This window comes from Arthrobacter sp. zg-Y820 (genome assembly GCF_030142155.1).
Classification (GTDB): Bacteria; Actinomycetota; Actinomycetes; order Actinomycetales; family Micrococcaceae; genus Arthrobacter_B.
In genome coordinates this window covers 1,164,116-1,190,614 of sequence record NZ_CP126247.1, presented here as the reverse complement: position 1 = coordinate 1,190,614, position 26,499 = coordinate 1,164,116, and the positions used below count along the sequence as shown (strand labels likewise).

The 26,499-nt window shown below is 66.4% G+C and carries 17 protein-coding genes, 3 tRNA genes and 1 pseudogene; 1 reads left to right on the top strand and 20 read right to left on the bottom strand.

All coding sequences use genetic code 11. From position 1 onward, the window contains the following. Nucleotides 1–178: 178 nt before the first annotated feature. The 3 genes from pyrH to rpsB form a co-directional block, all read right to left on the bottom strand. Nucleotides 179–910: a UMP kinase gene (pyrH, locus tag QNO08_RS05280; protein WP_229967456.1), complete on the bottom strand. Its 732-nt coding sequence runs from the start codon at nucleotides 908–910 to the stop codon at nucleotides 179–181. Nucleotides 911–1,048: 138 nt separating this feature from the next. Continuing rightward, entirely contained in the window at nucleotides 1,049–1,888 is an 840-nt protein-coding gene (gene tsf / locus QNO08_RS05275) for a translation elongation factor Ts (protein ID WP_229967454.1), read from the bottom strand. Between the two features lie 135 nt (nucleotides 1,889–2,023). Continuing rightward, entirely contained in the window at nucleotides 2,024–2,914 is an 891-nt protein-coding gene (gene rpsB / locus QNO08_RS05270) for a 30S ribosomal protein S2 (protein WP_229967452.1), read from the bottom strand. Between the two features lie 429 nt (nucleotides 2,915–3,343). Between rpsB and QNO08_RS05265 the strand changes: the two genes are divergently transcribed. Continuing rightward, complete coding sequence (locus QNO08_RS05265) at nucleotides 3,344–3,967, top strand: murein hydrolase activator EnvC family protein (protein ID WP_229967443.1); 624 nt, start codon at nucleotides 3,344–3,346, stop codon at nucleotides 3,965–3,967. 161 nt (nucleotides 3,968–4,128) lie between these two features. On the opposite strand, the gene QNO08_RS05260 is transcribed toward QNO08_RS05265, so the two are convergent. The 17 genes and pseudogenes from QNO08_RS05260 to QNO08_RS05180 form a co-directional block, all read right to left on the bottom strand. Further along, nucleotides 4,129–5,313 carry an acyl-CoA dehydrogenase family protein gene (locus tag QNO08_RS05260; protein WP_229967441.1) on the bottom strand — a complete coding sequence of 395 codons (1,185 nt, stop codon included), beginning with the start codon at nucleotides 5,311–5,313 and terminating at the stop codon, nucleotides 4,129–4,131. A gap of 534 nt (nucleotides 5,314–5,847) precedes the next feature. Next, nucleotides 5,848–5,921: transfer RNA gene (locus tag QNO08_RS05255), tRNA-Ile, on the bottom strand. A gap of 143 nt (nucleotides 5,922–6,064) precedes the next feature. Next, nucleotides 6,065–7,261, bottom strand: a complete 1,197-nt coding sequence (locus QNO08_RS05250) for a glycosyltransferase (protein ID WP_229967439.1) — start codon at nucleotides 7,259–7,261, stop codon at nucleotides 6,065–6,067. Further along, a complete protein-coding gene (locus tag QNO08_RS05245) occupies nucleotides 7,258–8,199 on the bottom strand; it encodes a DMT family transporter (RefSeq protein ID WP_229967437.1) in 942 nt (313 codons plus the stop codon). The genes QNO08_RS05250 and QNO08_RS05245 overlap by 4 nt, the downstream gene beginning before the upstream one ends. Further along, nucleotides 8,199–8,819: a CDP-alcohol phosphatidyltransferase family protein gene (locus QNO08_RS05240; protein WP_229967435.1), complete on the bottom strand. Its 621-nt coding sequence runs from the start codon at nucleotides 8,817–8,819 to the stop codon at nucleotides 8,199–8,201. The genes QNO08_RS05245 and QNO08_RS05240 overlap by 1 nt, the downstream gene beginning before the upstream one ends. 31 nt (nucleotides 8,820–8,850) lie before the next feature. After that, nucleotides 8,851–9,642 (bottom strand): phage holin family protein, encoded by a 792-nt coding sequence (locus tag QNO08_RS05235; RefSeq protein WP_229967433.1) that lies wholly within the window; start codon nucleotides 9,640–9,642, stop codon nucleotides 8,851–8,853. Between the two features lie 98 nt (nucleotides 9,643–9,740). Continuing rightward, nucleotides 9,741–11,177, bottom strand: coding sequence for a sugar porter family MFS transporter (locus tag QNO08_RS05230; RefSeq protein ID WP_229967431.1), 1,437 nt, complete (start codon nucleotides 11,175–11,177; stop codon nucleotides 9,741–9,743). A 406-nt stretch (nucleotides 11,178–11,583) separates the two neighbouring features. Further along, nucleotides 11,584–11,656, bottom strand: a tRNA-Asn gene (locus tag QNO08_RS05225). Between the two features lie 333 nt (nucleotides 11,657–11,989). Next, a tRNA-Asn gene (locus QNO08_RS05220) sits at nucleotides 11,990–12,062 on the bottom strand. A gap of 85 nt (nucleotides 12,063–12,147) precedes the next feature. Beyond that, nucleotides 12,148–14,223: a DNA primase gene (gene dnaG / locus QNO08_RS05215; RefSeq protein ID WP_229967429.1), complete on the bottom strand. Its 2,076-nt coding sequence runs from the start codon at nucleotides 14,221–14,223 to the stop codon at nucleotides 12,148–12,150. Nucleotides 14,224–14,335: 112 nt separating this feature from the next. Continuing rightward, on the bottom strand, nucleotides 14,336–17,314 hold the full coding sequence (locus QNO08_RS05210; RefSeq protein ID WP_229967427.1) for a thioester domain-containing protein: 2,979 nt from the start codon (nucleotides 17,312–17,314) through the stop codon (nucleotides 14,336–14,338). 229 nt (nucleotides 17,315–17,543) lie between these two features. Continuing rightward, the gene (locus QNO08_RS05205) at nucleotides 17,544–18,827 is read right to left on the bottom strand and encodes a deoxyguanosinetriphosphate triphosphohydrolase (protein WP_229967425.1); all 1,284 of its coding nucleotides are present in this window, start codon (nucleotides 18,825–18,827) and stop codon (nucleotides 17,544–17,546) included. 6 nt (nucleotides 18,828–18,833) lie between these two features. Then, nucleotides 18,834–20,006 (bottom strand): tRNA dihydrouridine synthase DusB, encoded by a 1,173-nt coding sequence (gene dusB / locus QNO08_RS05200; RefSeq protein ID WP_229967423.1) that lies wholly within the window; start codon nucleotides 20,004–20,006, stop codon nucleotides 18,834–18,836. Between the two features lie 681 nt (nucleotides 20,007–20,687). Beyond that, a pseudogene (locus QNO08_RS05195) lies at nucleotides 20,688–22,204 on the bottom strand (YibE/F family protein). Nucleotides 22,205–23,018: 814 nt separating this feature from the next. After that, complete coding sequence (locus QNO08_RS05190) at nucleotides 23,019–23,927, bottom strand: GNAT family N-acetyltransferase (RefSeq protein WP_229967421.1); 909 nt, start codon at nucleotides 23,925–23,927, stop codon at nucleotides 23,019–23,021. Further along, entirely contained in the window at nucleotides 23,927–25,315 is a 1,389-nt protein-coding gene (locus QNO08_RS05185) for a glycine--tRNA ligase (protein ID WP_229967420.1), read from the bottom strand. The genes QNO08_RS05190 and QNO08_RS05185 overlap by 1 nt, the downstream gene beginning before the upstream one ends. Before the next feature lie 154 nt (nucleotides 25,316–25,469). Then, on the bottom strand, nucleotides 25,470–26,432 hold the full coding sequence (locus QNO08_RS05180) for a DMT family transporter (protein WP_229967577.1): 963 nt from the start codon (nucleotides 26,430–26,432) through the stop codon (nucleotides 25,470–25,472). Between the last annotated feature and the right edge of the window lie 67 nt (nucleotides 26,433–26,499).

Genomic DNA, 26,499 nt, shown 5'->3' with positions numbered 1-26,499 from the left:
GGTGGAGGGGGGACCCTCTTGGCGCACGGGCCTCCACCGCAGCTGGCGGGGCACGCCCGCACCGGAGGGCCTGGAGGAAGGCGGCTTTATTATTCCGGAGGCCGTCCGCGGCCGAGGGAATATCGTTGCCGCCGTTCCAGGCCCGCAGGCGCGGACCCGGAACGGTGAGGCGGTAAGCCTAGTTGGAAACGATGGTGCCGATCTTCTCGCCGCGGATGGCGCGGGTGACGTTGCCTTCGCCCTCCATGCCAAAGACCACCATGTTGAGGTCATTGTCCTTGCACATCGTCATCGCCGTCTGGTCCATGACGCGGATGTCCTGGCGCAGGGCGTCGTCGTACGTGAGGGTTTCGAGCCGTACCGCGCTGGGATCCTTGTTGGGGTCGGCGGTGTAGACGCCGTCGACGCCGCTCTTGGCCATGAGTACCTCGTCGGCGTGCACCTCGAGGGCGCGCTGGGCGGCGACGGTGTCAGTTGAGAAGTAGGGCAGTCCGGCGCCGGCGCCGAAGATGACCACGCGGCCCTTTTCCAGGTGGCGGATGGCGCGCCGCGGAATGTACGCCTCGGCGACCTGCCCCATGGTGATGGCGCTCTGGACGCGGGTCTCGACGCCGGCCTGTTCCAGGAAGTCCTGCAGGGCCAGGCAGTTCATCACGGTGCCCAGCATGCCCATGTAGTCGGCCCGGGAGCGGTCCATCCCGCTCTGGGACAGTTCGGCGCCGCGGAAGAAGTTTCCGCCGCCCACCACGATCGCGACCTCGACCTCACCGACGGTCGCGGCAATCTGCTTGGCGACGGCGCGCACCGTATCCGGGTCCACGCCGAGCTTTCCTCCGCCGAAGACTTCGCCGGAGAGCTTGAGCAGCACGCGTCGGCGCGCCAAAGCGGTTTCTTTCAGGACGTGGGCCATGGTGGTGCCTCCCGGGGCATAGGACGTGCTTGGTTTATAGAGTAGAGAGCAGTTTTGGGCAGACAAAAGGGGCGGTCACCTTGGTGACCACCCCAGTTGTTCATAATGACGCTTCCGTCAGGTCCAGTGCCTTGGAGGCTAGGCGCCTACGCGGAAACGGGCGAAGCCGGACGGTGCGGTACCGGCTTCTTCGAGTACCTTTGCCACGGTCTTCTTGGCGTCCTTCGCGAACGGCTGGTCCAGCAGCACGATTTCCTTGTAGAAACCGGTCATGCGGCCTTCGACGATCTTGGTCAGCGCGGCTTCGGGCTTGCCCTCGGCGCGTGCCGTCTCGTCAGCGATGCGGCGTTCGTTTTCCACGGTCTCGGCGGGAACTTCTTCGCGCGTGAGGTACGTGGGAGCGTAAGCGGCGGTGTGCACTGCGATGTCGTGTGCAGCGGTCTTTGCCTCGTCGCTGTCACCATCCACAGCGAACAGCACGCCAACCTGGGCCGGAAGGTCCTTGGAGGTCTTGTGCAGGTAGGCATCAACGGTCTTGCCTTCGAGGCGTGCAACCCGGCGGACGACAACCTTCTCGCCCAGGATGGCGCCTTCTTCGACGATGACGTCGGAGAGCGGCTTGCCGTCAACGTTGTAGGCCAGAAGCGTCTCGGCGTCAGCAGCAGCGGACTCCACGGCGGCGTCCAGAACCTTGGCGGCCAGTTCAATGAACTTGGGCGACTTGGCAACGAAGTCGGTTTCGCAGTTGAGCTCGATCATGACGCCGGCGGTGCCATCGATGACCTTGGCAGCAACCAGGCCCTCGGCGGTGGAACGGCCTTCGCGCTTGGTGGCGCCCTTCAGGCCCTTGATGCGGATGAGCTCCATGGCCTTGTCGGCATCGCCGTTGGCCTCGTCAAGAGCCTTCTTCACATCCATCATGCCGGCGCCTGTGCGCTCGCGCAGAGCCTTGATATCAGCAGCGGTGTAGTTCGCCATTTGGACTCCAGTCCTCCCGTTGTAAGTTTGGTGAGATTCCGCCAGAGCGGCTGGCCGGAAAATTCCGGCCAGCCGCGCCAGCAGATACCCTCGGGTCGCCGCGGCCTCAGCAGCGGTGACCCAAGGAACTTCTATTTACTTCTCTGTTGCTTCCGCGGCCGGAGCCTCGGCAGCGGCTTCGGCCGGAGCCTCTACTGCTGCTTCAGCTTCGACGGCCTCTTCGGCAGCCGGAGCTGCGTCAGCGGCGGGAGCAGCTTCAGCGGCAGGAGCCTCGAGGAGCTCGCGCTCCCACTCGGCCAGCGGCTCGGCCGGTGCTTCCGTGTTGCCGGACTTGTTGTGGCGGACGATCAGGCCCTCAGCAACGGCGTCGGCGATAACGCGGGTCAGCAGGTTGACGGAGCGGATGGCGTCGTCGTTACCCGGGATCGGGAAGTCGACGTCGTCGGGATCGCAGTTGCTGTCCAGGATGGCAACAACCGGGATGTTCAGCTTCTTGGCCTCGTCAATGGCGAGGTGTTCCTTCTGGGTATCAACGATCCAGACCACGGACGGAGCCTTGGTCAGGTTGCGGATGCCGCCGAGGTTGGTCTGCAGCTTGGTGAGCTCGCGCTTCAGCAGCAGCAGTTCCTTCTTGGTGTGGCCGGAACCGGCAACATCGTCGAAGTCGATCTCTTCGAGTTCCTTCAGACGCTGGATGCGCTTGGCAACGGTCTGGAAGTTGGTGAGCATACCGCCGAGCCAGCGCTGGTTCACGTAGGGCTGGCCAACACGGGTGGCCTGCTCTGCGATGGCTTCCTGGGCCTGCTTCTTGGTACCGACGAACAGTACGGTTCCGCCGTGGGCAACGGTGGCCTTGACGAACTCGTAGGCGCGGTCGATGTAGGACAGCGACTGCTGCAGATCGATGATGTAGATGCCGTTGCGCTCGGTGAAGATGAAACGCTTCATCTTCGGGTTCCAGCGACGGGTCTGGTGTCCAAAGTGGACGCCGCTGTCGAGCAGCTGGCGCATTGTAACGACGGGCATGTCGTCACTCCTTCCGGCAGCAGACGGCGTGCCGAAGCACGGAAGTCCTGCTGCCAATTGACGGTTTATAGCTGTACACCCGGGCGGGCGAAGCTCCTGGTGCCCATCAGCTGAAGGTCAGCATGCCCTCCCTGCCGGCTTACCGGACCGATGGAAGAGCACCCGCGGCTTCTCCGAGGAAAGGCCGGGATAATTGGGACACGCGTAGTCAGAATTCCGTGCGACCTCCGCTCGGGTTTCGGTGAAATCCCGGGCGGCGTCCTCCCTGCGGGCAGGGAACATGGCACAGCAAACTGCTTCGTCAACTATACACCAGCGCCGTGGAGCTTTTGTCCTCCCCAGGACCGGTTCAGAAGTCCACCGGGGCAAGTTGTCCACAGCCGGCGCGGAGGGCCCGCGCCGGCCAAGAAGCCGGGGCAGACTCCGGACATGGGAAAAACGTGGACCCGAGAAGAACCCGGCCGCACCATGCCGGCGGTGTCCGGCCCCGGCCCCGGACACCCCCGGTCCCGGCTGCGGCCCCTCGCCTTGGCCGGAGTCCTGGCGGCGATGATTCTGGCGGTGGCCGTCCCCGCGGTTGGCTGGGACGAGCAGGCCAAGGCGCCGCTGCAATCCGCTGCCGGGTTTCAGCCTCCGTGGAGCTGGCCCCTCTCCCCCGAACCCGCTGTGCTCAGCACCTTCCAGGCGCCTGGTCAGCGCTGGCTTGCCGGGCACCGCGGAGTCGATCTGGAGGCATTGCCGGGGGCACCGGTTCTCAGTCCGGCGTCGGGGACAGTGGTGTTTGCCGGCTGGGTGGTGAACCGCCCGGTCCTGACGGTGGATCTCGGCGGCGGCCTGCTCGCAAGCTTCGAGCCGGTGCACGCGGAAAAGATGGCCGGCGACAGCGTGGCCGAGGGCGAGGTGCTGGGCCATCTGGCTGATCCTGCGTCGGCGGTTCCGGGCCATTGCGCAGCCTCATGCCTGCACTGGGGCGTGCGACTCAATCAGGACTACGTCAATCCGCTGAACTACGTCACGGATCGGAGGCCGTCCGTGTTGTTGCCGCTCCGCTGAAGAGTGCCTCCCGGACACCATGCGACCAGACGGAAACAGGTGTGGCCGGCCCCTGAGAGGACCGGCCACACCCGTGCATCGCTTGTCTTGCTCTGCGCTTCTCCTGCTCTGCGCTTGTCTTGCCCGGGAACAGCTTCAGCTGCCTCCGCAGGCAAAACGTCCTAGACGAACGCCGCCACGCCGGTGATGGCGCGGCCGGTGACGAGGGTGTTGATCTCGTAGGTGCCTTCGTAGGAGTAAATTGCCTCGGCATCGGAGAAGATCTTGGCCATGCCGTAGTCGGTGACGATTCCGTTGCCGCCGAGGATGCTGCGGCCCATGGCCACGGATTCGCGCATGCGGGCGGTGGTGAAGGCCTTGGCCAGGGCGGACTGCTCATCCTTGGCCTGGCCGAGGTCCTCAAGCTGCGCGAGGCGGACCATCATGCCCATCGAGCTGACGGTGTTGCCCAGGATCTGGACCAGCTGGTCCTGCACCAACTGGAAGGAAGCCAGCGGCTTGCCGAACTGATGGCGCTCCACGGCGTACTTGCGGGCCACGTCAAAGGCAGCCATCTGCTGGCCCACTGCCTGCCAGGCAACGGAGAGCCGGGTGACCTTGAGGACCTTGTTGGTGTCCTTGAAGCTGTTGGCGCCCTTGAGGTGGAAGTCGTCGCTGACCACCACGTTGTCCAGCACGATGTCGGCGTTCTGCACGGTGCGCAGGGCAATCTTGTTTTCAATCTTGGTGGCGCTGTAGCCCTTGGTCTTGGTGTCGACCAGGAAGCCCTTCACCTGGTTGTCTGCCACGTCGCGGGCGTAAATGACCACCCAGTCGGAGAACGTGGCGTTGCCGATCCAGCGCTTTTCGCCATTGAGGATCCAGTTGTCCCCGTCGCGGCGGGCGGTGGTGCGGGTTCCGCCGGCCACGTCGGAGCCGCCGAGCGGTTCGGTCAGGCCGAAGGCTCCGATTTTCTTCAGCGAGTAGATGTCCGGCAGCCACGCGGCCTTCTGCTCTTCGGACGCCAGCGCCTCAATGGAGCCGGTGAACAGTCCGTCATGGACGCCCAGGAAGGTGGCGAACGAGGTGTCCGCGCGGGTGAACTCGGCGTGGCAGAGGCCGGCAAAGAGGTTCGAGTGACCCTGGCGGTAGACCGGGCTCATGACGTCCAGCTCGGCAATCTTCGGGATCATGTGGTGCGGGAATTCCCCCGCGTTCCACCAGTCGGCCGCGAAAGGCGTGACCTCGGTCTTCAGCCAGGCGCGGATCTCATGGAGCCGGTCCCGCTCCTTGTCCGAGAGCAGGTCCTCGAATGCGTAGAAGTCGCCGTCCGCGTAGGGAAGATTGTCGACGTCGATAATTGCCATGAAAAATGTCCTTCGCTGCTGGTCATCAGTGACCCGGGCTGTGAAGCCGGTCTCACTGATGTTACCCGCGAGTAATATCTCGCACAACATCGCGTGCGGCCGAGCAGAAAAGGCTGAGCGGCCAGCCCCGGCGCACTCTCCGAATGGGCCAGGTCGCCATATCTGCACACTGGGCACGCGGCCCTCTCCGAGAGTGCACCTATGGTGGGTTTCGCCGCCGGCCGCACGCCGAAAGCGCACATATGGCGGATTCCAAAGCCGTGAGGTCGCCATATCTGCACACTGAGCGGGCCATCCTCGCCCTGAAGTCGCCATATCTGCACACTGGGCGCCCGCCGCACGCCGAGAGTGCACCTACGGGGGGCGCCACCGGCCGCACGCCGAGAGCGCACCTACGGTGGGTTTGAGTCGTCGCCGGTCGCTCTTTCCGTGCACCGGCTGCTGCCAGGCAAAAGAAAACACCCCGGTCCGAAGACCGGGGTGTTACCTGAGTCGTGACTCATCCGTAAACGCTGTCTCGACTCATCACAAGGGTAGGGCTGGTGGGGCTTGAACCCACGACCCACGGATTATGAGTCCGCTGCTCTGACCAGCTGAGCTACAGCCCCAAGACGCTCCTCTGCGCGCAAACACCGAGGAGCACAATAGAAACATCCTAGTGGCAGCCGCGCCCGTGCCGCCAATTGGCGGCACGGGAAGACGCGGGGGAAGACACGGGGGATGACACGGGAAGGCTCGGGGAAACAGCGACCTAGATGGTTCCCTGCGTGACCGGCCGTCCGTGGTACAAATCCTCGAAGGTCTGCAGGGTGGCGTCCAGGCTGTGCCGTTCCACCATGGCCCTGCTGCGGGCACCCATCTCGGCGCGTGCCTCGGTGTCCAGCTGCAGGATCTCGGTGAGCCGTTCGCTGAGCTCATCGCTGTTGCCCGGAGCGAACAGGTAGCCGTTCTTACCCGGATCCACCAGGTGCGGCAGGGCCATGGCATCGGCCAGCAGCACCGGAGTGGACGCGGACATGGCTTCCAGCGTCACCAGGGACTGCAGTTCGGCGGTTCCCGGCATCACGAACACGTCGGCCCGCTGATAGGCCCGGCGCAGTTCCTCGTCGGACACCAGGCCGCGGAAAACGACGCGGTCGGCCAGGCCGAGCCGCTTCACCTGCGCCTGCAGGCTGGCCTTGACTTCGCCGCCGCCGATGATTTCGGCGTGAACGTTCAGGTGCGCCGGCGCCTTGGCCACGGCGTCGATCATTACGTCCACGTGCTTCTCTTCGGCCAGGCGGCCGACGAACAGGACCGTCGGATGGTCGTGCCGTTCGTCGGACTCGCCCGGCTGCAGTTCGTAGACCGAGGCGTCGATGCCGTTGGACAGCGGCAGGACATCGGGCAGGAAGGCATGGGCGTGCATGGCCTTCGCGGCCAGCGGCGTGGGCGTGGTGACCACGGCCGCGCGGCCCATGACCTTGCCCATGTCCTTCCAGGAGTTCTTGGCCACGATGTCCTTCAGCCACCGGGGAAACGGCAGGAAGGGATCCAGGTTTGCGGGCATGAAGTGGTTCGTGGCGATGACCCGGATGCCGCGCTTCTCGGCCTCGTACAGGGTGTACTCCCCCACCATGTAGTGGCACTGGATGTGCACGACGTCGGGCTGCACCCGGTCAAAGAGCAGGCTGATTTCCTTCTTGATCTCCCACGGCAGGCAGATGCGCCAGTAGTCGTGGGTCGGCACGCCGTGCGACCGCAGGCGGTGCACCGGCCACTCGCCGTCGAGGTCGGAGCGGCTGCCGCCGTCGACGTCGTTGGGTGCCAGCACGTGCACGTCATGGCCCCGCCCGTTCATTCCCCGCGCCAGCCGGTAGCCGAACTGCGCCGCCCCGTTCAGGTGCGGCGGATAGGTGTCGCAGGCAATGAGGATCGTCAGCGGTTTATCGGCCGTTGCGTCGGTCACAGGGAGTCCCTCTTTTGGTCTTTAGACGTTTTCTCGGCGGCCTGCTTTTGCCGGTGCCGTGCCTCTGCCCGCCGCTGGATAACATCCGGGTGATAACGGGAGAGCGCAACGACCCCCACGATAGCAATCAAAGCTGCCACCCCCATGGCAACTGCCGCCACGGCGGGTACATCCGGCCGCAGCTCGTGGAGGACGCCGATGCCGATGGCGATGCCGACCATCGGATCGATCACGGTCAGACCGGCGATCACCAGATCGGGCGGACCGCTGGAGTAGGCGCTTTGAACGAACCAGGCGCCCAGTCCCGCGGCCACCACTATGCCGACGACGGTGTACCAGGGGACATTGAGCAGGAAGCGGCCGTTGGGGTTCAGCAGGTCGCCGGTGATGACTTTGGTCAGGACCGCGACGAACCCGTAGAGGACCCCGGCACCCACGATGAATCCGATGGCACCGATTTTCCGCCCGAAGAGGACGTTGAGTGTGCCGAAGAACACCACCACAACGGCCAGAATCAGGACGATGGTCAGTTCCTGCGCCGGCTGGACCTCGCCGGGATCACGCGTAACGCCGACGGCGAGGGAGACAAAGAGCGCGCTGCCGAGGACGCAGGCCACGATGGAGACGACGGTGATGCGGTTCATCCGCAGGCCCTGGTCCCGGGAATTGACGATGGTGGTGATGACCAGGGCGATGGAGCCGATCGGCTGCACCACAGTCAGCGGAGCCATGGCCAGCGCCGCCACGTTCAGGGCCATGCCCACCGCGAGCAGGAGAAGTCCCAGCAGCCAGCGCGGATTGCGCAGCAGCCGCAGCAGCTGCGACGAATTGAGGTCCAGCCCGCCGGTGTCGGCACTGACCGCGCTCCCCTGGCGCTGGGCCCCGAAGGCCAGGAACACCGCGCTGGCCAGGGCGCAGACAATGGCTAAACCAACCATCAGCCGTTCCCGGCCGCACTGCGCAGCCGGGCATGTTTATGCCACAAGGCCCGCAGATATCCGACCGCTGCAATGATGTGCCCCGCGCAGCCCAGCAGCAGCACGGCGTTTCCTGCGGTGAACAGCCAGGCATAGTCGAATCCGGGCACCCGCTGCAGCAGCAGGAGCGGCGCCCCCAGCAGCAGCAGCGCCGTCCGGATTTTCCCGACGTTGCTGACCGGAAGGTTGGGGTTGCCGTGAAAGAGCACCAGCGCGTTGAGGATCAGAATGGCATCGGGAATCACGATGGTCAGGACCAGCCATGCCGGTGCGATGCCCTGCACCACGAAGGTCACCGCGACGACGATCAGGGCCAACCGGTCCGCGACCGGATCCAGCCACTGCCCCACCCGGGACACCTGGTCCAAGCGGCGGGCCAGGTAGCCGTCCACCCAGTCGGTGGAACCCACGATCACGAGGGTGAGGAAGGCCGGGCCGTAGTCCTCCCGAAGGATGAACGCCAGGAAGAGCGGGACCCCCAGAAAACGGAGGACCGTGATCAGGTTGGGAATCGTCCAGAAAGTGTCCAGGACCGTTAGCTCACGGCCCGGACGTGTTCCTGCACCGATCAACCTGATCACGGTCCACTCCCCCTGTCAGCGATGGCGGGACCTACTTGGAGGCGAGCCTGCGGATCATGATGGCCATGGCCAGCAGCGAGGCCGCCAGGACGGTCAGGGGCTGCCACCGCTCCTTGATCATGGCCAGGATGTCGTCGGCCGCGGAGGGCCCGTCACCCTGCCCTGCGGTGTCCGAGGTGCGCTGCTGGCGGGCCCGGCGGGCCTTGAGCTCGTTGATCTGCGTCTTGACGTCAACTTTTTCGCCCAGCCCGTCGCGGACGGCGGCGATGTGTTCGCGCCGCTGCCGGGCGCGGGTCCGCAGCTCCTCGGGCGTTGCCGGCTTCGGCCCGTCCTCCGCCTGCTCTTTCTTCTTCTTGTCTTTGTCCTTGTCCTTCGGCTCCTTCGGCTTCTTCTCCAGCGTTGCCGGATCAAAGCTGCGGCCTTCCTTCAGGACACCGAGGTCGTAGCGCAGCCCGTAGATGGCTTCCTCGGGCAGCAGCGGCAGTGTCTTCTTGAACCGGTTGACGCCGATCAAGCCTCCCACTGCGGCGATAACCAGGAACAGCAGGGCCACCAGCAGGGCAGCAAGCCAACCCGGCATCACGGTGGCCAAACCCAGGATCGCGGCGACAATCAGCGCGATGGCCAGGCCTGCGATAAAGAGCAGTGCAACGACGAGAAACGCCGCAGCGACCCCCGCCTTGATGCCCTTCTGCTTCATCTCGGCAGTGGCCAGCGCGAATTCGTCATTCAGCTGGCGGGGGGTCAACCGGGCCATCACCTTCGCCAGGCCCACCAATGACGAATTCCCTGCGGTCCTTCGTGTGCTAGCGGAGCGATTCATGCGCCCTGCCTCCATCCCCTGATTACTGTTCGCCGTTGCCATTATCCAAAATTACCATTCTCCTCACGTTTCACACTGTGAACAGGTGTACCGGGCCGCTACGGGGTTTCCAGGCCTTCGCGGTCCTCCAGTGCGCGCCCGGAGAATTCGGGCAGTTTGGTCTTGACGAACCAGAAGGAAAGCACGGAGAAGATCGTGAAGATGGCGTACATGATCCAGACTCCGAAGTTATCGCTCACCCACGGGAAGGACAGGGTGACGATGAAATTGAAAATCCAGTTGACCATCGCACCCAGGCCCAGGGCCAGGGAGCGGATGTTGTTCGGGAAAACCTCGCCCAGGGTGACCCACATGACCGGACCCCACGTCGCGGCGAAGAAGATCACGAACAGGTTTGCGCCGACCAGGGCAACCGGGCCCCAGATGCCGGGCAGCGCGACGTCGTCGCCCATGCCCTCGGCCTGCGAGAACGAGACCGTCGCCATCAGCAGGCCCACGAACATCCCCGCCGAGCCGATCATGAGCAGCTTGCGGCGGCCGATCCGGTCGACGAAGGCAATGGCCACGATGGTCATGAGCACGTTGATGATCGAGGTGATGACCGACGTCGTGAACGAGTCGCTTTCGCTGAAGCCCACCGACTGCCACAGCGTGGTGGAGTAGTAGAAGATCGCGTTGATGCCGACGAGCTGCTGGAAGGCGGCAATGGCCATGCCCACCCACAGGATGGGCTGCAGGCCGAACTTCGGGCCGCGCAGGTCCTTGAACGTGGGCTTTTTGCTCTTGAAGCTCTCGCGGATCTGGCGGATCTTCAGGTCGGTGTCCACCACGCCGGAGACGGTGCGGAGCACCTTGGCGGCATCTTCATCACGGTTCTGGCGGACCAGATACTGCGGAGACTCCGGGATGGTGAGCGCCAGGACACCGTAAACGATGGCCGGGAACACGCCGACCAGGAGCATCCAGCGCCATGCGGCCAGCCCCCACCACAGCTCGCCCAGGGCGCTGCCGGCAGAATTGGCCAGGAACGCGTCGGAGAGCAGCGCTGCAAAGATGCCCAGGGTAATCGCCAACTGCTGGACGGACCCCAGGGCGCCGCGCCATTTGTTGGGCGCGACTTCGGCAATGTACCCCGGGGCGATCACCGACGCGGTTCCGATGGCGAGGCCGCCGACCAGACGCCACCACATCAGGTCCCACTCGCTGAAGGCGTAGGCCGACCCGATCGAGTTGGCGGCGAACAGCACCGCGGCGCCGACCATGACTTTCTTGCGGCCCAGGCGGTCGGCGAGTTGCCCGGCGAACCAGGCGCCGACGGCGCAGCCCAGCAGGGTGATGGCGACGGTGAAGCCCAGCACGCCGGGAGTAAGCGTAAATTCTTCGCCAATGGCGTCCACTGCGCCGTTGATGACGGCAGTGTCAAAGCCGAAGAGCAGACCGCCCACAGCCGCCGCAACGGTGACTGCAATCACCTTGAATGGATGGGCCACCTTCTCGGACTCGCCCGGATTAGGCCTTGGTTGGCTCGCGCCCATGGAAGGATCCTCTGTCTCTCGTTGGTTATTTGAAAGTTCCGCCCCAAACCTAGTAATCCTACGCATAACCCTAGGCACGACGGGCGGCGGAGGGAACACGTAAGCCGGGGAGCAGACAAGAGGGGCTGGAAAGAAACAGCAGGCCTGCGCCGGATTGCGGGCGGAGGCCTGCTGCCAGCCGTTGCTGCGCCGCCAGTTCGCGGCGGCGGGCTGCGTCCGGGCGGCGCGCCTGGCGCACGACGGCGGCAGCCATCGCTGCAGCGGGCGCCGCACCTGCGTGTCGGTCAGCGCGCTTCCGCGGTGTCACGGGAGTGCCGGACGTCACTCGGATGCCGGGCGTGCCGCCGGAAAAAGGTCAAAAAAAGACTCCCCGGCCAGCAGTGATGCTGGCCGGGGAGCCTGTTTGCTCCTCCGACTGGACTTGAACCAGTAACCCTTCGATTAACAGTCGAATGCTCTGCCAATTGAGCTACGGAGGAAAGCGCGAGTTCTACTATACAGGCTTTTCGGAGTGCCCGCGCACGGTTTCCATGTGTTCAGGCTCTCACTTTCGGCCCGCCACTCCGCGGCCCCGCGGCACACGCTGGTCCCTGCGGGTTTTGAAATTTCCGCCGCCGCTTCGGGATTCCGCCGCCGCTTCGGGATTTCTGCCGCCTCTTTGGGATTCTGCTGCCGGTCCGCAGTGGCAGGGATTTCCCACAACGGTCGATTCCTCCCGGAACGGCGCCGGATGAGCACCCGAGACGGGCTTGGCCCGGGAAACAAATGAGGCCCTGACCGGCATAATGCCAAGTCAGAGCCTCATTCTTTTGCTCCTCCGACTGGACTTGAACCAGTAACCCTTCGATTAACAGTCGAATGCTCTGCCAATTGAGCTACGGAGGAAAGCGCGTGTCCTACTCTACAGAGGTTTCGCAGGGAAGCGAAATCGGTGCGCCGGCGGGGATTTTTTCCCGCCCCGCGGCCGCGCCTACTGGTCCCCCCGCAGTGCCCGGCGCTGCATCTCCAGCTCCATCAGGTCACGGTTCAGCTGTTGGAACAGGGCCGGATCGGCGTTGGGGTCCAGGCGCTGCAGCTGGCCCAGCTTCTCGGCCTTCAAATGGGTCACCTGCAGTTCAAAGAGCCGATTCAGGATGTCCCGGCAGTAGCGCGCCAGGGCGTCGTTGTCGCGGGCATGCAGCGGAGTCACCGCGAGCTCGCTGACGAAATCCCGCAGCGTGTCAGGCAGCTCCTGGCGGACCTGTTCCACCCACTGCGCCGGTGCGGTGCCGGCGTGGCCGGCGGCAATGATCGCGTTGTGCACCGCCAGGTAGGCCGGCACGGAGAAGCGGGCGGCCTTGAAGCGCTCCCACTGCCCCTCATCCAGCAGGCCCGGCTGCTGCAGCGCCACCTCCAGCGCCTGCCGTTCCATCCGTGCGGCGGGATCCCGCGGGTCCGGCCGGGAGAACGCCGGCGGCTCGAGAGTGGGTTCCGGCACCTGCTGCTGGTAACCGGCCTGCGAGCCCTGCTGCTGGCTTCCCTGCGGCTGCCCGTATCCGCCGCGGGACTCCTGCTGCGAACCGCGGCCTCCGTGCTGGCCTCCCCGCTGGCCCTGGCTTCCCTGCTGGCCAGTGTCCCGGTAGCCGCGCTGGGAGCCGCGTCCGTCGTCGTGCGCTGCCGTCCCGGACCCGGTCTTGCCGTGCCCGGATTTGCCGTGCGCGGCACCTTCGCGCAGCCGTTTGGCGGCTCCGGCGACGGCTCGGGTGACGTCGTCGACGTCGGTCCCCAGCCAGCCGGCGAGCTCGCGGGCGTAGGCCGGACGCATGGCCGGGTCGCGGATCTCGGCCACCACAGGGGCTGCGGCGCGCAGTGCCTGCACCCGGCCTTCGACGGTGTTCAGATCGAATTTGCGCAGCGTGGAGCGGATCGCGAATTCAAACAGCGGCCGGCGCGAGCGGATCAGTTCGACGACGGCTGAGTCGCCGTGCTTTTGCCGGATGTCACAGGGATCCATACCCTCCGGATCCACCGCCACGTACGTCTGCGCAGTGAAGCGCTGGTCCTCCTCAAAGGCGCGCAGTGCGGCCTTCTGGCCCGCGGCGTCGCCGTCGAAGGTGAAGATCACTTCTCCCCCGGTGCCGTCGTCGGAGAGCAGCCGGCGGGCAATCTTGATGTGGTCCTCGCCGAAGGCCGTGCCGCAGGTGGCGACGGCGGTGGTGATGCCCGCCAAGTGGCAGGCCATCACGTCGGTGTAGCCTTCGACGACTACGATCTGCCGGTCCTTGGCGATCGAGCGCTTGGCCAGGTCGATTCCGTACAGCACCTGGGACTTCTTGTAGAGCTGCGTTTCGGGAGTGTTCAGGTACTTCGGGCCCTGGTCGTCCTCGTAGAGCTTGCGCGCACCGAAGCCGATCACGGCGCCGGTCAGGTCGCGGATGGGCCAGATCAGCCGGCCGCGGAAGCGGTCGTAGAACCGGGAGGCGTCCGAGCCGGTGGAGAACATGCCGGTGCCGGCGAGCTCGTCACGGGTGAAGCCCTTGTCGGTGAGGTGCTTGAGCAGCGAGTCCCAGCCCTGCGGGGCGTAGCCGACGCCGAAGTGGGCCGCGGCCGCCGGGTCGAAGCCGCGTTCCTGCAGGAAGTCCCGGGCGGCCTGCGCTCCGGGGGTGCGCAGCTGGGCGGCGAAGAACTCGGCGGCGATCTTGTGGGCGTCGAGCAGGCGCTGCCGCTTGCCGACGTCCTCGCGGCGGGGTCCGGTGCCGCCGTCCTCGTAGTGCAGTTCGTAGCCGAGCCGGGCGGCGAGCTTCTCCACCGTTTCGGAGAACGTGCCGTGATCCATTTTCTGCACGAAGGAGATGACGTCGCCGCTCTCGCCGCAGCCGAAGCAGTGGTAGCTGCCCACCTGCGGCCGGACGTGGAAGGACGGTGAACGCTCGTCGTGGAAGGGGCACAGCCCCTTGTAGGAGCCGATGCCTGCGGACTTCAGCGTCACGTAGCCGTCGATCACGGCCTTGATGTCGGTGCGGGAACGTACTTCGTCAATGTCTTCGCGTTTAATCAAACCGGCCATGCAACCCAGTCTATTCTTCCCCGCCAAACCGGCGCCGGGAGGCATAGCAGCGGGGGCGTCCCTGCCGTCCGAAGCCGGCCGGGGAACGCCCCCACTGTTGTGTCCCTATCCGTTACTCCTCTGCCTGCCGACGGCGGCTGAGGTACATTCCCAGTCCCCCGCTTAGGAGCAGCCCGGCAGCCAGGGCCAGAGGACCTGCAACCGAGGTGGCACCGGTATCCGGCAGGTCCGGACGGGCGGGCTGCGGCTCGGGACGGGCGGGCTGCGGCTCGGGACGAACGGGTGCGGGCTGGGCAGCGAATTCGTAGCTGTTGGTGACCACAGCCGTCACAGTGTCACTGGCCGGTACCGTCACCGGTGCGGGCAGCGTGGATTCCACCTCCACTGTTGAGGTGGCACCCGTGCTGGTCTCAGTAACGGTGCATTCGGTGCCGGCGGCAAGGCCCGCAAACTCGGTGGTCACCTCTCCGGTGGTGCCGCCAGGGATGGTTACCGTCTCGTCCAGGGCGGACCCGTCTGTGCCGCACCGGACTTCCAGGACGACTTCACCCTGTTCGCCCGCGGCAGCCCCGGTGATGACCTTGGTGACCACCAGGACACCCGGAAGGAAGCTGTAGGTATTCGTCACCGTGGTGTCGACGGTATCGCCGGCGAGAATTTCGATGTCAGCGGGCAATTCGGTGGTCACGGTGACCGCGGCGGTGGCCCCGGTCACCGGTTCGGTAATGGAGCAGGAGGCACCTGCCGGGATATTCGAGAACACCGCGCCCACGTCTTCGGTGGTCCCGGCCGGAACCTGGGAAACCTCCTCGAACACCGTCACCCCGTCGAGGGTGCACAGGACATCGACCTCCACGGATTCCTGGTTTCCTGCCGCCTCACCGGCAATAACTTTGGTGACGACCAAGGAGCCGGGATTCACCTCGTAAGTGTTGATGACGCTAGCCTCCGCAGTTTCCCCAGCGGCTATGGTCACGTCTTCGGGCAGTTCCACGGTGACACCCACCGCGGGGGTTTCACCCGTTCCGGGTTCGGTGACGCCGCAGCTCGCACCTTCCGGGATTCCGCTGACCGTGCCGGGAACGGTGCCTCCGGCGCCTGCTTCAATGGTGATGTCCTGGCGTATCACCTCTACTCCGTCTACGGTGCAGATGACCTCGACCGTGATGGGACCCTGCTCCCGGGCTGCCGGGCCTGCGATCACCTTGTCAACGGTCAGGGCACCGGGGTTCACCGTGTACGTGTCCGTGAAAACCACTTCCACGCCAACGCCGGCAGGAATCGTTACCGTTCCACCCGCAGGATCAACGACGGTTTCCACACTGACCTCGGTGGTGGCGCCGTCGGCGGTCTCGGTGACCGTGCAGCTGGCGCCCGCGGGCAGGTCCTCGAACTCCTCGGTGGTCGGTTCAGTGGTGCCGGCCGCAACGGTCACCGTCTCGTTCAGGACCGTCGCGCCTGAAGCGGTGCAGGTCACCTGCAGCGTGACGACGCCCTGCCGTCCGGCCCCGGTTCCGGCGATGTCCTTTCGGACGGCGAGGGTTCCGGTGGTGAAGGTGTAGTCGTTGGTCAGTGCCGCAGTAACGCTGCCCGCGGCGGGAACCGTTACGGTCCCTTCCCCGGTCACGGTGACGGCCACGGCGGCGCTTGAACCGTTCACGGTTTCCGTCACCGTGCAGCTGGTGCCGGCGTCAAGGTCGGGGAATTCGGCCGCTTCCGGGGTAATGGTTCCCTCCGGAATGGTCACCGTGGTGTCCAGCACTGTGGTTCCGTTCAGGGTGCAGACGACGGAGATCGTCACCGCGCCCTGGGCGCCGGCGGCCTCCCCCGTGTTGGTTTTGGTCACCACCAGCGTTCCCGGCGTAAAGGTATAGGTGTCAGTTACTGCCGCCGTCGCCGTCGTGCCGGAGACGATCGTGACGGCGCCGGGCAGGATGGTGCTCACTTCGACGCTGTCGCTGGCGCCGGTGGTCGGTTCGGTAACGGTGCAGGTGGAACCGGCGGGAATGTCGTTGAAGGTCTCCGATTGCGTCCCGGTGGCCTCCGCGTCAATGGTGAAGGTGAACTGGTTCCCGGTGCCGCAGTCGATGTTGATGACTACGGTGCCCTGGCTGCCGGCGGCCGGACCGGCGATCGACTTCGTGACGGTCAGGGAGCCCACTTCGGTGAAGGCTGCGGCCGCCGTCGCATTGGAGCTGAGCTCCCGCGTAACCGCCAGGATCAGCTTCTGGGCGTTGTCCACCCCCGGTGTTGCCGCGTCGTAAAGATAGACGCTGCCCGTGGGTACGGTGACCGCGGCCCGGGCCGTAAGGTTTGCCGGTCCCGTAGCACCCGTATCGCTCCGCACCCAGACCTGCGTTCCGCTCGGCACTGGACTGTTCAACGGAACCGTTCCCTCGGCATCCGCGTAGAGGCTGAAGCCTTCATCGACCGTCACTTCAATTTCGTCCGCCTCGGACGTCACCGTATGCGGCCCGGCGACTCCGGTCACGGGTGCTCCGGTGGTGGGCGGTGTGATGGCAATGGCCGGCGGGTCGGGCTCCTCCAGCGGCCCGGCGTCAATGGTGGCATTCACGATGGAAGCGACGGTCGGGTAGAGGGAACTCGTGCGATTGACCACGTAGCCGTCAGTGAAGAACCAGATGGCTGCCTGCACTGCGGCCGCCTTGGTGTTGTTGTTTACGCCGGCAGGGAGATTCGTGCTCGGGTAGTACGTATTCAGAATCCGGTTGACGTATCCGATATTCGGGACGTTGGATTCATCCCAGCTGCCGTTTTCGTAACCGATGCTCACCCTAGTGGAGGTGCGCAGGTCGATGCAGTACATCTCGGCGGTGGTGGTGCCGCTGGCGTCCTGGGTGTTGATGATGCCGGCAAAGCTGACGTTTTCCGTCTGGTACCCGGCCGGCACACCGGCGGGATAGGCGTCAATGGGCCAGGTTTGCCCCAGGGGCGGCAACCCTCCCGAAACGTTTCTCCCGGCACCCAGCGAGGTGACCACGATGTCCGTATTCGTCGCGTCGGCAGGAGGCGCACCCAGAACAGGCCCGGGATCCGGGGCGGCCTGCGCGGGCAGCCCCAGCGGCAACATCGCCAGGCCTAGCAGGAAAACCAGGAGGCTCCGAGAGTGGAACCGTCGGCTTCCGTTCCTGACGCGGCGTAGCTGGCGGGAACGGGTTGTCTGCTCAGTGCTCATAGCGGTCCTCTGGTGCGCGTGTCCGGCCGACCGCCCGGCGATAGTGAATCGCCGGACGCTGAACCACCCCGCGCCAGAGGCTAACGGTTCAGCCGCCGGTTCACCAGAGAGCCGGCCACATTCCCTACCAGAGCGCAGGAACCGGGCCCACCAGCCGTTCGTGGAGGGCGAGTGCCGAACCGTCCGTCAGCGAGGCGACCTGGTCGACGACGACGCGCAGCCGGGCGCCGTCGTCGTCCGCGTCCCGCCAGTCCGCGGCGAACATCGGCTCCAGGTGCCGGTCCCCGGTGGCCGACAGCTGCGCCACGAGGGCGGTGAGGATTTCGCGCTGCCGTTCGTAGAGCGGCTGGCGCTGGTCGGTGGTCATCACGAACGTGGTGGCCAGGCCCTTCATGACGGCGATTTCGAGCTGGGTTTCCTCGGGCACCACCATCTCGGCGTGGTAGCGGGTGAGCGGGTCGGTGCCGTAAATGCCGCGGGTGGCTTCCAGGGCGCTGTTGCAGAACCGGCCGATCAGCTGGCTGGTCATGTCCTTCAGCGCTGCCATCGCCTTGCGGCTGCCGTCGGATTCGCGGACCCAGACCGGATCCGCCTCGAGCCGCTTCAGCGCCTCCTCGATCGCGGCGCCGTCGGTGCCGGGCAGGTACCACTGCTGGGTGTAGCCGACCACGCGGGCGCGCTGGTCCGGGTTGTCCAGCCACTTGAGCTGCACGTGGCCGGCGACGATGGCGTCTTCGACGTCGTGCACGGAGTAGGAAATGTCATCGGCCAGGTCCATGACCTGCGCCTCGAGGCAGGAGCGGCCGGCGGGGGCGCCGTCGCGCAGCCAGGTGAAGACCGGCATGTCGTCCTCGTAGACCCCGAACTTGGTGGTGCGGTGCCCGTTGACGAGCGGGGCGTCGGCCATCCGCCACGGATATTTGCAGGAGGCGTCCAGGGAGGCGCGGGTCAGGTTCAGGCCGGCCGGCCCGCCGTCGGGCGCAATGATCTTGGGCTCGAGCCGGGTCAGCAGCCGCAGCGTCTGCGCGTTGCCCTCAAAGCCGCCGATGGCGTGGGCGATGTCGTTCAGCGCGGTCTCGCCGTTGTGCCCGAACGGCGGGTGCCCCAGGTCATGCGAAAGGCAGGCGGCGTCGACGACGTCGGGATCGCAGCCCAGCGCGTTGCCCAGCTCGCGGCCCACCTGCGCCACCTCGAGGGAGTGGGTCAGCCGGGTCCGGACGAAGTCGTCGGTGTCCGGGGCGACCACCTGGGTCTTGGCGCCCAGCCGGCGCAGCGCCGAGGAGTGCAGGACCCGGGCGCGGTCGCGGCCGAACTGGGTGCGGTTGGTGTTTTTCGCAGGCTCGGTGACCCAGCGGGCAAGGTCAACGTCGGTATAGCCTGCGGTTTGGAAAGCCTGCGGAAAGGTCATGGGTGTTTAGCCACCTGAAATGTTGAGTTCGGCTGCGGAAATGACTGACTTTTGCGCGGCGTTGAGCTCGCGCGATTCCAGCCAGTTTTCCGGCAGTGCTGTCTTCTTGGGTGATCCGGCGCGCCCGCGCGGACCTTCGGCGTCGACGCCCGGGTACGGGGCCTCGGGGTCGAGCTGGTCCAGCAGCTCGCGCAGCACTTCCAGCGTGGGCACTGTGGCCAGCTGCGCGCGGAGGTCTCCGCCCACCACGTAGCCCTTGAAGTACCAGGCCATGTGCTTGCGGATGTCGCGCAGCGCCATCATTTCCCCGCCGAAGGTCTCCACCAGCAGTTCGGCGTGCCGGTAAACGCTCTCGGAGACTTCCTTGAGTCCCGGGCGGTGGCGCACGTCGCTGCCCTCGAAGGCGGCCTGCAGGTCGCCGAACAGCCAGGGCCGGCCCTGGCAGCCGCGGCCGATGACGACGCCGTCGACGCCGGTTTCGCGCACCATGGCGATGGCGTCCTCGGCGGACCAGATGTCGCCGTTGCCCAGCACCGGAATGTCCGGCAGTGCTTCGCGGAGTTCGGCGATGGCCGACCAGTCGGCCTTGCCGGAGTAGAACTGGGACGCGGTGCGCCCGTGCAGGGCGACGGCGGCGACGCCGGAGTCGCGGGCAATCCGGCCGGCGTCGAGGAAGGTCAGGTGGTCCTCGTCGATGCCCTTGCGCATTTTGATGGTCAGCGGAACATTGCCCTTGGAGGCTTCCTTCACCGCGGTCTGCACGATGGCCTTGAACAGGTCCAGCTTCCAGGGCAGGGCCGAGCCGCCGCCCTTGCGGGTGACCTTGGGGACGGGGCAGCCGAAGTTCAGGTCAATGTGGTCGGCGCGGTCTTCCTCGACGAGGATGCGGATGGCTGCACCGACGGTCACGGGATCCACGCCGTACAGCTGGACGGAGCGGACCTTTTCGTCGTCGTCGTGCTCGATGATGCGCAGCGACTCCGGCGAGCGCTCAACGAGGGCCCGCGAGGTGACCATCTCCGTCACGAACAGGCCGCCGCCGTATTCGCGGCAGAGGCGGCGGAAGGCCTTGTTGGTGATGCCGGCCATGGGTGCCAGGATCACCGGCGTGTCCACGGTGATGGGACCCAGCTGCAGCGGCGGCAGCTCGAGCTTGAGTTCAGGGGATAAAACAGTCACACCCCCATTCTCGCAAGTGGATGCAAATCCTGCTTGCGGTGTGGGGTTCGGGGTGTGGAGTGAGGTTGGGGTGGGCGTTGGGGTGGGGTGTTGGGGTGGGGGTGTTGGCGGGGTGGATCGCACGATTCGGACCGGGCTCGAGGTGACGGCCACCTGTCAGGATTCCTTTGTGCAGATAATGCACTCCCCCAGCCCCTCTCTGGATCCTTCGTGCAGATAATGCACTCCCGGACCGCCTTTTGGCGTTTCAGACAGCCGGATCTGCACGAGAGATTTCCCGAGGCAGCATTATCTGCACGAAAGATCCCGCGAAAGCCCCTGTTCTGCACGACGGTTGACCTCAAGCCCCCGGAGCCGATCCATAGTGCAGATAACGGGCCCAAAAGCCGGTTTTCGGGCCTTTTCAGCCCCTGATCTGCACGATAGATTTCCCGAAGCCCCATTATCTGCACGTGAGATCCCGTTCCAGCACCGAGAGCGCAGATCCAGCGGGTCTTGGCGGGTTTCCAGCACCGAGAGCGCAGATCCGGCGGGATCCACCGCGCCAAAGCCACCAGACATGCACTCTCGACGGGAACCGACGCGCCAAAACCAGCACATCTGCAGTCTCGGTAGCCATAAACGCCCTTCCAACACCGAGAGTGCAGATCCGGCGGTCTTGGCGGGTTCCAGTCCCCGGCTCTAGCCTTCCGCGTCCCTAGCCGTCGGGAGCTGCGTCCGGCTGCTCAGTGACCGGCGAGTGGGCAGGTCAGGGGTGCTGCCGTCGGCCGGATCCTGGGGCTCGTCCGCCTCGGCGGTTCCCCCGGGAACATGCGGACGGACACCGGCAACTACCGCGGCAGAGCTGTCCCGGCCGTGCGGCTTAACGCCGCCTACGCCAACGCCGCCCACGCCCCTGCCGTCGGGCCCCGCCCCATTCGCAAGCCCGCCCGCAACCGCGGCAGGATTCCGGGGCGGGCCCTCCGCCCCAACGCCCTTGATCCCGACCGCCTTGACCACCAGCACGGCGATCGCCGTGGTCACCGGGATGGCCAGCACGAGGCCGACGGATCCCACGAGCGTGCGGATCACTTCCTCGGCCAGCTCCCCGCTGGTGATGCTGTCCAGGAAGGGGCGGTCGTACAGGGACACCAGGATCAGCACGGGCAGGGCAGCGCCGGCGTAGGCGAAGGCGATGGTGTAGACGGTGGAGGCAATGTGGTCCCGGCCCACCCGCATCGCCCCGGAGAAGAGCGTTTCGCGCTGGCGCCAGGAGCCAGCTCGTACATTTCCCAGACCGCCGAGGACTGGGTGATGGTGACGTCGTTGAGCACCCCCAACCCGGAAATGATCAGCCCGCACAGGATGATGCCCGAAACGGAGATGCTCTCGGACGAGTTGATGAGCGTGTAGGCGTTTTCGTCGTCGACCCCCACCAAGTGGGCGGCATCGGTGGCCCACGCCGCCAGGCACGCCGTGATCGACAGTCCGAACAGGGTACCGAGCAGCGCCGTGGAGGTCCGGGCGGTGAAGCCGTGCGCAAAGTAGAGCACCCCGAACATGATCACGCTTGAACCAATCAGCCCCAGCAGCAGCGGCGGCTTGCCCTCCACCAGCCCCGGCAGGATGAACCCGGCGAGCACGGCATAGGCCCCGACCAACCCCACCAGCGCACGCAGTCCCCGCCAGCGCGCGACGGCGATCACCACTCCCGCGTACAGCACGGTCAGCGCCGCCATCGGGACGGAGCGGACGAAGTCCACGAAGACATACGGCGGAGCTCCCCCGCCGCCCTGCATCACGGCCTCGAGGTTGAGGTAGCGGATGGTGTCGCCGGCCTCGATGACCTCGCCCTTGGCGACCTCCGGCGGCACCTCGATCTGGATGGTCGGACCGCCGGCGTTCGGAACGGTGTAGGCAACCAGGCACTGCTGGGCGGTGCCGCCGGCCTCCACGAGCGCCTGCGACGACGGGCAGTCCTCCTCGCTGACACGCTGCACCTCGCCGGTGTCGAATTTGACCCCGTCGGCGGTGGCGTACGGATCGGAGACGGTGATGCTGCTGCGGTCCCCCGACGGCCACATCAGGACCATTCCGACCACAGCCAGCAGCCCCAGCGGCACCAGGATCCAGGTCAGCAGCCAGTTCGCCCGGCGCCGGGCGGCCAGCGCAGCCGGCGACGGCGGCTCGTCGGAGTGCGGAGAATGGCTGTGTCCCATCGGGGTCCTTCGGCGTCGGCACGGAGCTGCGGCCCACCGGAACGGACGCAGGAAACACGGTTCGGCATCATTGTCGCAAGTCAGGACGGTCTCTGCGAATTCACCCGCCCGCGGGTCGCCGGCGGGAGGCGACGACGGCGGGAGCGGCGGGTCAGGCTGGCGGGTACCCGGCCACGACGCGCGCGGCCGGGACTGGCCACGAGTGTGCAGCTATGGCGACTTTGCGCCAGCGAGTGCACCTCGGCGTCTCGGCTCCTCCCGCGGCGGCCCGCGGCGGCCCGCGACGGCCCTCGGTGGCCGCGGCGGCCGGTTCCGCGCATTGGTTCCCACTCTTTGTTACCTGGTGAGGCAGGTGGGACCCCGGGAGTGCTCACGCGCCACAAAGACTGGGAACCCGTGCCGGCACCACCCGGCCACCCGGTCATCACACGCCGGCCGGCATCCGAAGGCCCCAGCCCGCGCCGAGTGTGCCGAGCGGAGCCCCAGGTGCACAGCCTCGGGGCAGCCCGGTCATGCGTCGATCGTTCGAAGTACAGATAACGGGCTTCTCAGCCCGGAATAGGCCCGTTATCTGTACTACGGATGGGTCGGAGACTTGGGAAAGGCCCGTTATCTGTACTCTGGGCGCGCATCCGAAGGGCAGGCACCCGGATTGGGCCCGTCATCTGTACTACCGAGGGACCTGAGCCGCGGGCCGCTACCCCGCAAGCACAACGACGGCGGGCGCCGGCTCCCGAAGGAACCGGCACCCGCCGTCGTCGTTGTTTCAGGCCTGCGGCAGCTCCGAAATCCAGCCGCCGCGATGAAACCCGGCCTAGGTGCTGACGATCTCCGTCGCCGGGCCGACTTCGCGGGCGGCACCCTTGTGCAGCAGTGCCTGGACAATCCGGGCCACGGGCCGCATGGACTCGTCGACCTCCAGCTGCACCGGGTACTTGTAGGTCAGCAGCGCCAGCAGCGATTCCAGCGCCGCCTCCTGCTCTGACTGCTCCAGCTCGGGATCGTAGCCGAGGAACACATCGGCCGGCTCGTCCGTGCGGTTCTTCGTATAGCTCACGGCAAAGGCGGCGATCTTCCCGCCCTGCGCCTTGGGCGCATCCCGCAGCACGACGGCGCCGGCGGCACCGGTGGCGTCGTTGAGCAGCATCTGCTGCGCGCGCCCCAGCGTCATCTCGGACCGGTCCCAGCCGTGCACGGCGTTGTAGAACGCCACCACGGCCTGCGTCAGTTCCACCGAGCCGGTGGCCGCCTCGTCCAGCTGCGGACCGGAGTCGTCGTTGAACACGGGCAGGCTGATCCGGCCCGGCTCCACTACGACCACGCGGGAGCGCTGGATCCGGGAGAAACCGGCCGCCGCGGCAAACGCGGCGCCGGACGAGCCCGGCTCCACCTTCGCGCGCATGGCGGTGACGCCCGACGGCGCCATTTCGGCTTCACCCCGCAGCATGGCCAGCAGGGTGGAGCCGAGGCCGGCGCGCCGGTTCTCCCGGGCCACCTCCACGTACACCCACAGCCGGTCCGGATGCAGCGAGGTTTCGTAGACGACGCCGGCAGCCACCGGAATGTCGTCGTCCTCGGCCACGATGCACCGGCTCCACGGCTCGTCCGAGGACGGGCGGAGCACGGCACGGAACTGTCCGGCCTGCACGGTTTCCGGGTCGCCCCAGAGCTCGTTCAGGGCCAGGTCGTCATCTTCACGCCAGGGGCGGAACGTCAATGCCATTACGCGCCAATCAGCCTTTCCGCGAGGTAGCCCTCGACCTTGTCCAGACTCACCCGCTCCTGCGCCATGGAGTCGCGCTCGCGCACGGTCACGGCCTGGTCTTCGAGGGTGTCGAAGTCCACGGTGATGCAGAACGGGGTGCCGATTTCGTCCTGGCGGCGGTAGCGGCGGCCAATGGCGCCGGCGTCGTCGAAGTCGATGTTCCAGCTGCGGCGCAGCTGCGCGGCGAGGTCCTTGGCCTTCGGCGAGAGGTCCTCGTTGCGGCTCAGCGGCAGGACGGCGGCCTTGACCGGGGCCAGGCGCGGATCCAGCTTCAGGACCGTGCGCTTGTCGACGCCGCCCTTGGCGTTGGGGGCCTCGTCCTCGGTGTAGGAATCCACCAGGAACGCCATGAAGGAACGGGTCAGGCCGGCGGCGGGCTCAATCACGTACGGCGTGAAGCGCTCGTTGGTGGCCTGGTTGAAGTAGCTCAGGTCGGTGCCGGAGTGCTTGGAGTGCGTGCCGAGGTCGAAGTCGGTGCGGTTGGCGACGCCCTCCAGCTCGCCCCACTCGGAACCGGCGAAGCCGAAGCGGTATTCAACGTCGGTGGTGCCCTTGGAGTAGTGGCTCAGCTTTTCCTTCGGGTGTTCGAAGAGGCGCAGGTTTTCCGGATCGATGCCCAGGCCGGTGTACCAGTTGAACCGGTTTTCGATCCAGTACTTGTGCCATTCCTCGTCGGTGCCCGGCTCGACGAAGAACTCCATTTCCATCTGCTCGAACTCGCGGGTGCGGAAGATGAAGTTGCCCGGCGTGATTTCGTTGCGGAAGCTCTTGCCGATCTGGCCGATGCCGAACGGCGGCTTCTTGCGCGAGGTGGTCAGCACGTTGTTGAAGTTCACGAAGATGCCCTGAGCGGTTTCCGGGCGCAGGTAGTGCATGCCCTCTTCGTTGGCGACCGGACCCAGGAAGGTCTTGAGCAGGCCGGAGAATTCCTGCGGCTCGGTCCACTGGCCCTTGGTCCCGCAGTTGACGCAGGCAATGTCGGCCAGGCCGTTTTCCGGCGCGTGGCCCTTCTTCTCCTCGTAGGCCTCTTCGAGGTGGTCTGCGCGGTAGCGCTTGTGGCAGCTCAGGCACTCGACCAGCGGGTCGGAGAAGACCTCGACGTGGCCGGAGGCCTCCCAGACCTGGCGCGGCAGGATGACGGCGGAATCCAGCCCGACGACGTCGTCGCGGCCGCGGACCATGTGCTGCCACCACTGCTTCTTGATGTTTTCCTTGAGCTCGACGCCGAGGGGTCCGTAGTCCCAAGCGGAGCGGGACCCGCCGTAAATCTCACCCGACTGGAAGACGAACCCCCGGCGCTTGGCGAGGGAGATGATCGGATCCAGCTTGGATTTGGTCGAAGCCATGGAATGGTACCGCCGTTCTTTCGTGTTTACAGGGCCGCTGGGTGCGGTCCGCTCATGGTCCCGTCCGCGGTATGCACCGGCAGGTTGCACGGTGAGGGACTGCGGAGGGCAAAAGCTACAACTACCAGCTTAAGGTGAGCGCGGCGAAAGCCGGCTATCGGCGCACTTTGCGCCGGCTCCACGGCAGGGTGGCCAGCACCATGGCGGCCAGGGTCAGGGCGGTCCCGGCGATGGTGGCGGCGCCGACGCCGGATCCCGCCGCGGGCAGCACCGCGTCCAGCAGCAGCGAGCCGATCAGCTGCCCGCAGATCATGCCCAGGCCGGTCAGCAGCACCCCCAGATGGCGGACCAGCATGGCGCCCAGCCCGACATAGCAAACGCCCAGCGGGCCGCCCAGGTACAGATACCATTCCGTCGGCAGGGCACCGCCGAAACCCCACAGGGCCGACTTGACCAGCCAGCAGATCAGGAGGACCGCGGTGCCGACCACCAGGTTCACCAGAGTGGCGGTCAGCGAAGTGCCGTACTGAACGCTGGTGGTGCCGTTCATCGCCTGCTGGAAACTGATCAGCATTCCTGCGGTCAGGGGCAGCAGGACCGGGAGCAGCAGGTCAGCCGGCGATCCGCCGTCGAGCTTCGGGCTCAGCGCCCAGGCGACGGCGGCGATGGTCAGGACCGCGCCCGCCGCGCGCGCCGCAGTCACCGGTTTGCGCCCGGCCGGGCCCATGCCGATCCGGTCCACCAGCAGCCCGGTCAGGGTCTGCCCCGCCACGGTGGCGACGGTGAAGACAGCAACGCCCAGCAGGCCCACCGTCAGGGACTGGGTGAGGACGAAGTAGCCGCCAATGCCGCCGGCGAGGACATACCAGCGGGGAAAACGGCGCTCGCGCAGGGCCGGAAGGAACTGGCGGGCACCGGCCCGGCCGGAGGGCAGCAGGACGGTCACCAGCCCGATACAGACCAGCCCGACGGCGATGCTGGCCAGGGCGGCCCCCAGGCTGTCATTCATCCGGGCGCCGAGCGCGCCGTTGGCGCGGGCCTGCACGGGCACGGCCAGACCGGCCAGCAGGGCCAGCAGCAGGCCGGCGGCCAGGGGCAGACGGGAGGCTCCGGCCATCCGGGGCAGCGTTGCGGCAGTCACGCCATCAGCCTAGGGGTGAGCCGCACCGAAGCCGCATTGTTGC

Coding starts and splice junctions, on each gene's coding strand:
- QNO08_RS05245 (WP_229967437.1), bottom strand. CDS start 8,199: ATGGTTGGTTTAGCCATTGTCTGCGCCCTGGCCAGCGCGGTGTTCCTG.
- QNO08_RS05230 (WP_229967431.1), bottom strand. CDS start 11,177: ATGGGCGCGAGCCAACCAAGGCCTAATCCGGGCGAGTCCGAGAAGGTG.
- QNO08_RS05190 (WP_229967421.1), bottom strand. CDS start 23,927: ATGGCATTGACGTTCCGCCCCTGGCGTGAAGATGACGACCTGGCCCTG.
- rpsB (WP_229967452.1), bottom strand. CDS start 2,914: ATGCCCGTCGTTACAATGCGCCAGCTGCTCGACAGCGGCGTCCACTTT.
- QNO08_RS05180 (WP_229967577.1), bottom strand. CDS start 26,432: ATGGCCGGAGCCTCCCGTCTGCCCCTGGCCGCCGGCCTGCTGCTGGCC.
- pyrH (WP_229967456.1), bottom strand. CDS start 910: ATGGCCCACGTCCTGAAAGAAACCGCTTTGGCGCGCCGACGCGTGCTG.
- QNO08_RS05235 (WP_229967433.1), bottom strand. CDS start 9,642: ATGAATCGCTCCGCTAGCACACGAAGGACCGCAGGGAATTCGTCATTG.
- QNO08_RS05210 (WP_229967427.1), bottom strand. CDS start 17,314: ATGTTGCCGCTGGGGCTGCCCGCGCAGGCCGCCCCGGATCCCGGGCCT.
- QNO08_RS05205 (WP_229967425.1), bottom strand. CDS start 18,827: ATGACCTTTCCGCAGGCTTTCCAAACCGCAGGCTATACCGACGTTGAC.
- QNO08_RS05185 (WP_229967420.1), bottom strand. CDS start 25,315: ATGGCTTCGACCAAATCCAAGCTGGATCCGATCATCTCCCTCGCCAAG.
- dnaG (WP_229967429.1), bottom strand. CDS start 14,223: ATGGCCGGTTTGATTAAACGCGAAGACATTGACGAAGTACGTTCCCGC.
- tsf (WP_229967454.1), bottom strand. CDS start 1,888: ATGGCGAACTACACCGCTGCTGATATCAAGGCTCTGCGCGAGCGCACA.
- QNO08_RS05265 (WP_229967443.1), top strand. CDS start 3,344: ATGGGAAAAACGTGGACCCGAGAAGAACCCGGCCGCACCATGCCGGCG.
- QNO08_RS05260 (WP_229967441.1), bottom strand. CDS start 5,313: ATGGCAATTATCGACGTCGACAATCTTCCCTACGCGGACGGCGACTTC.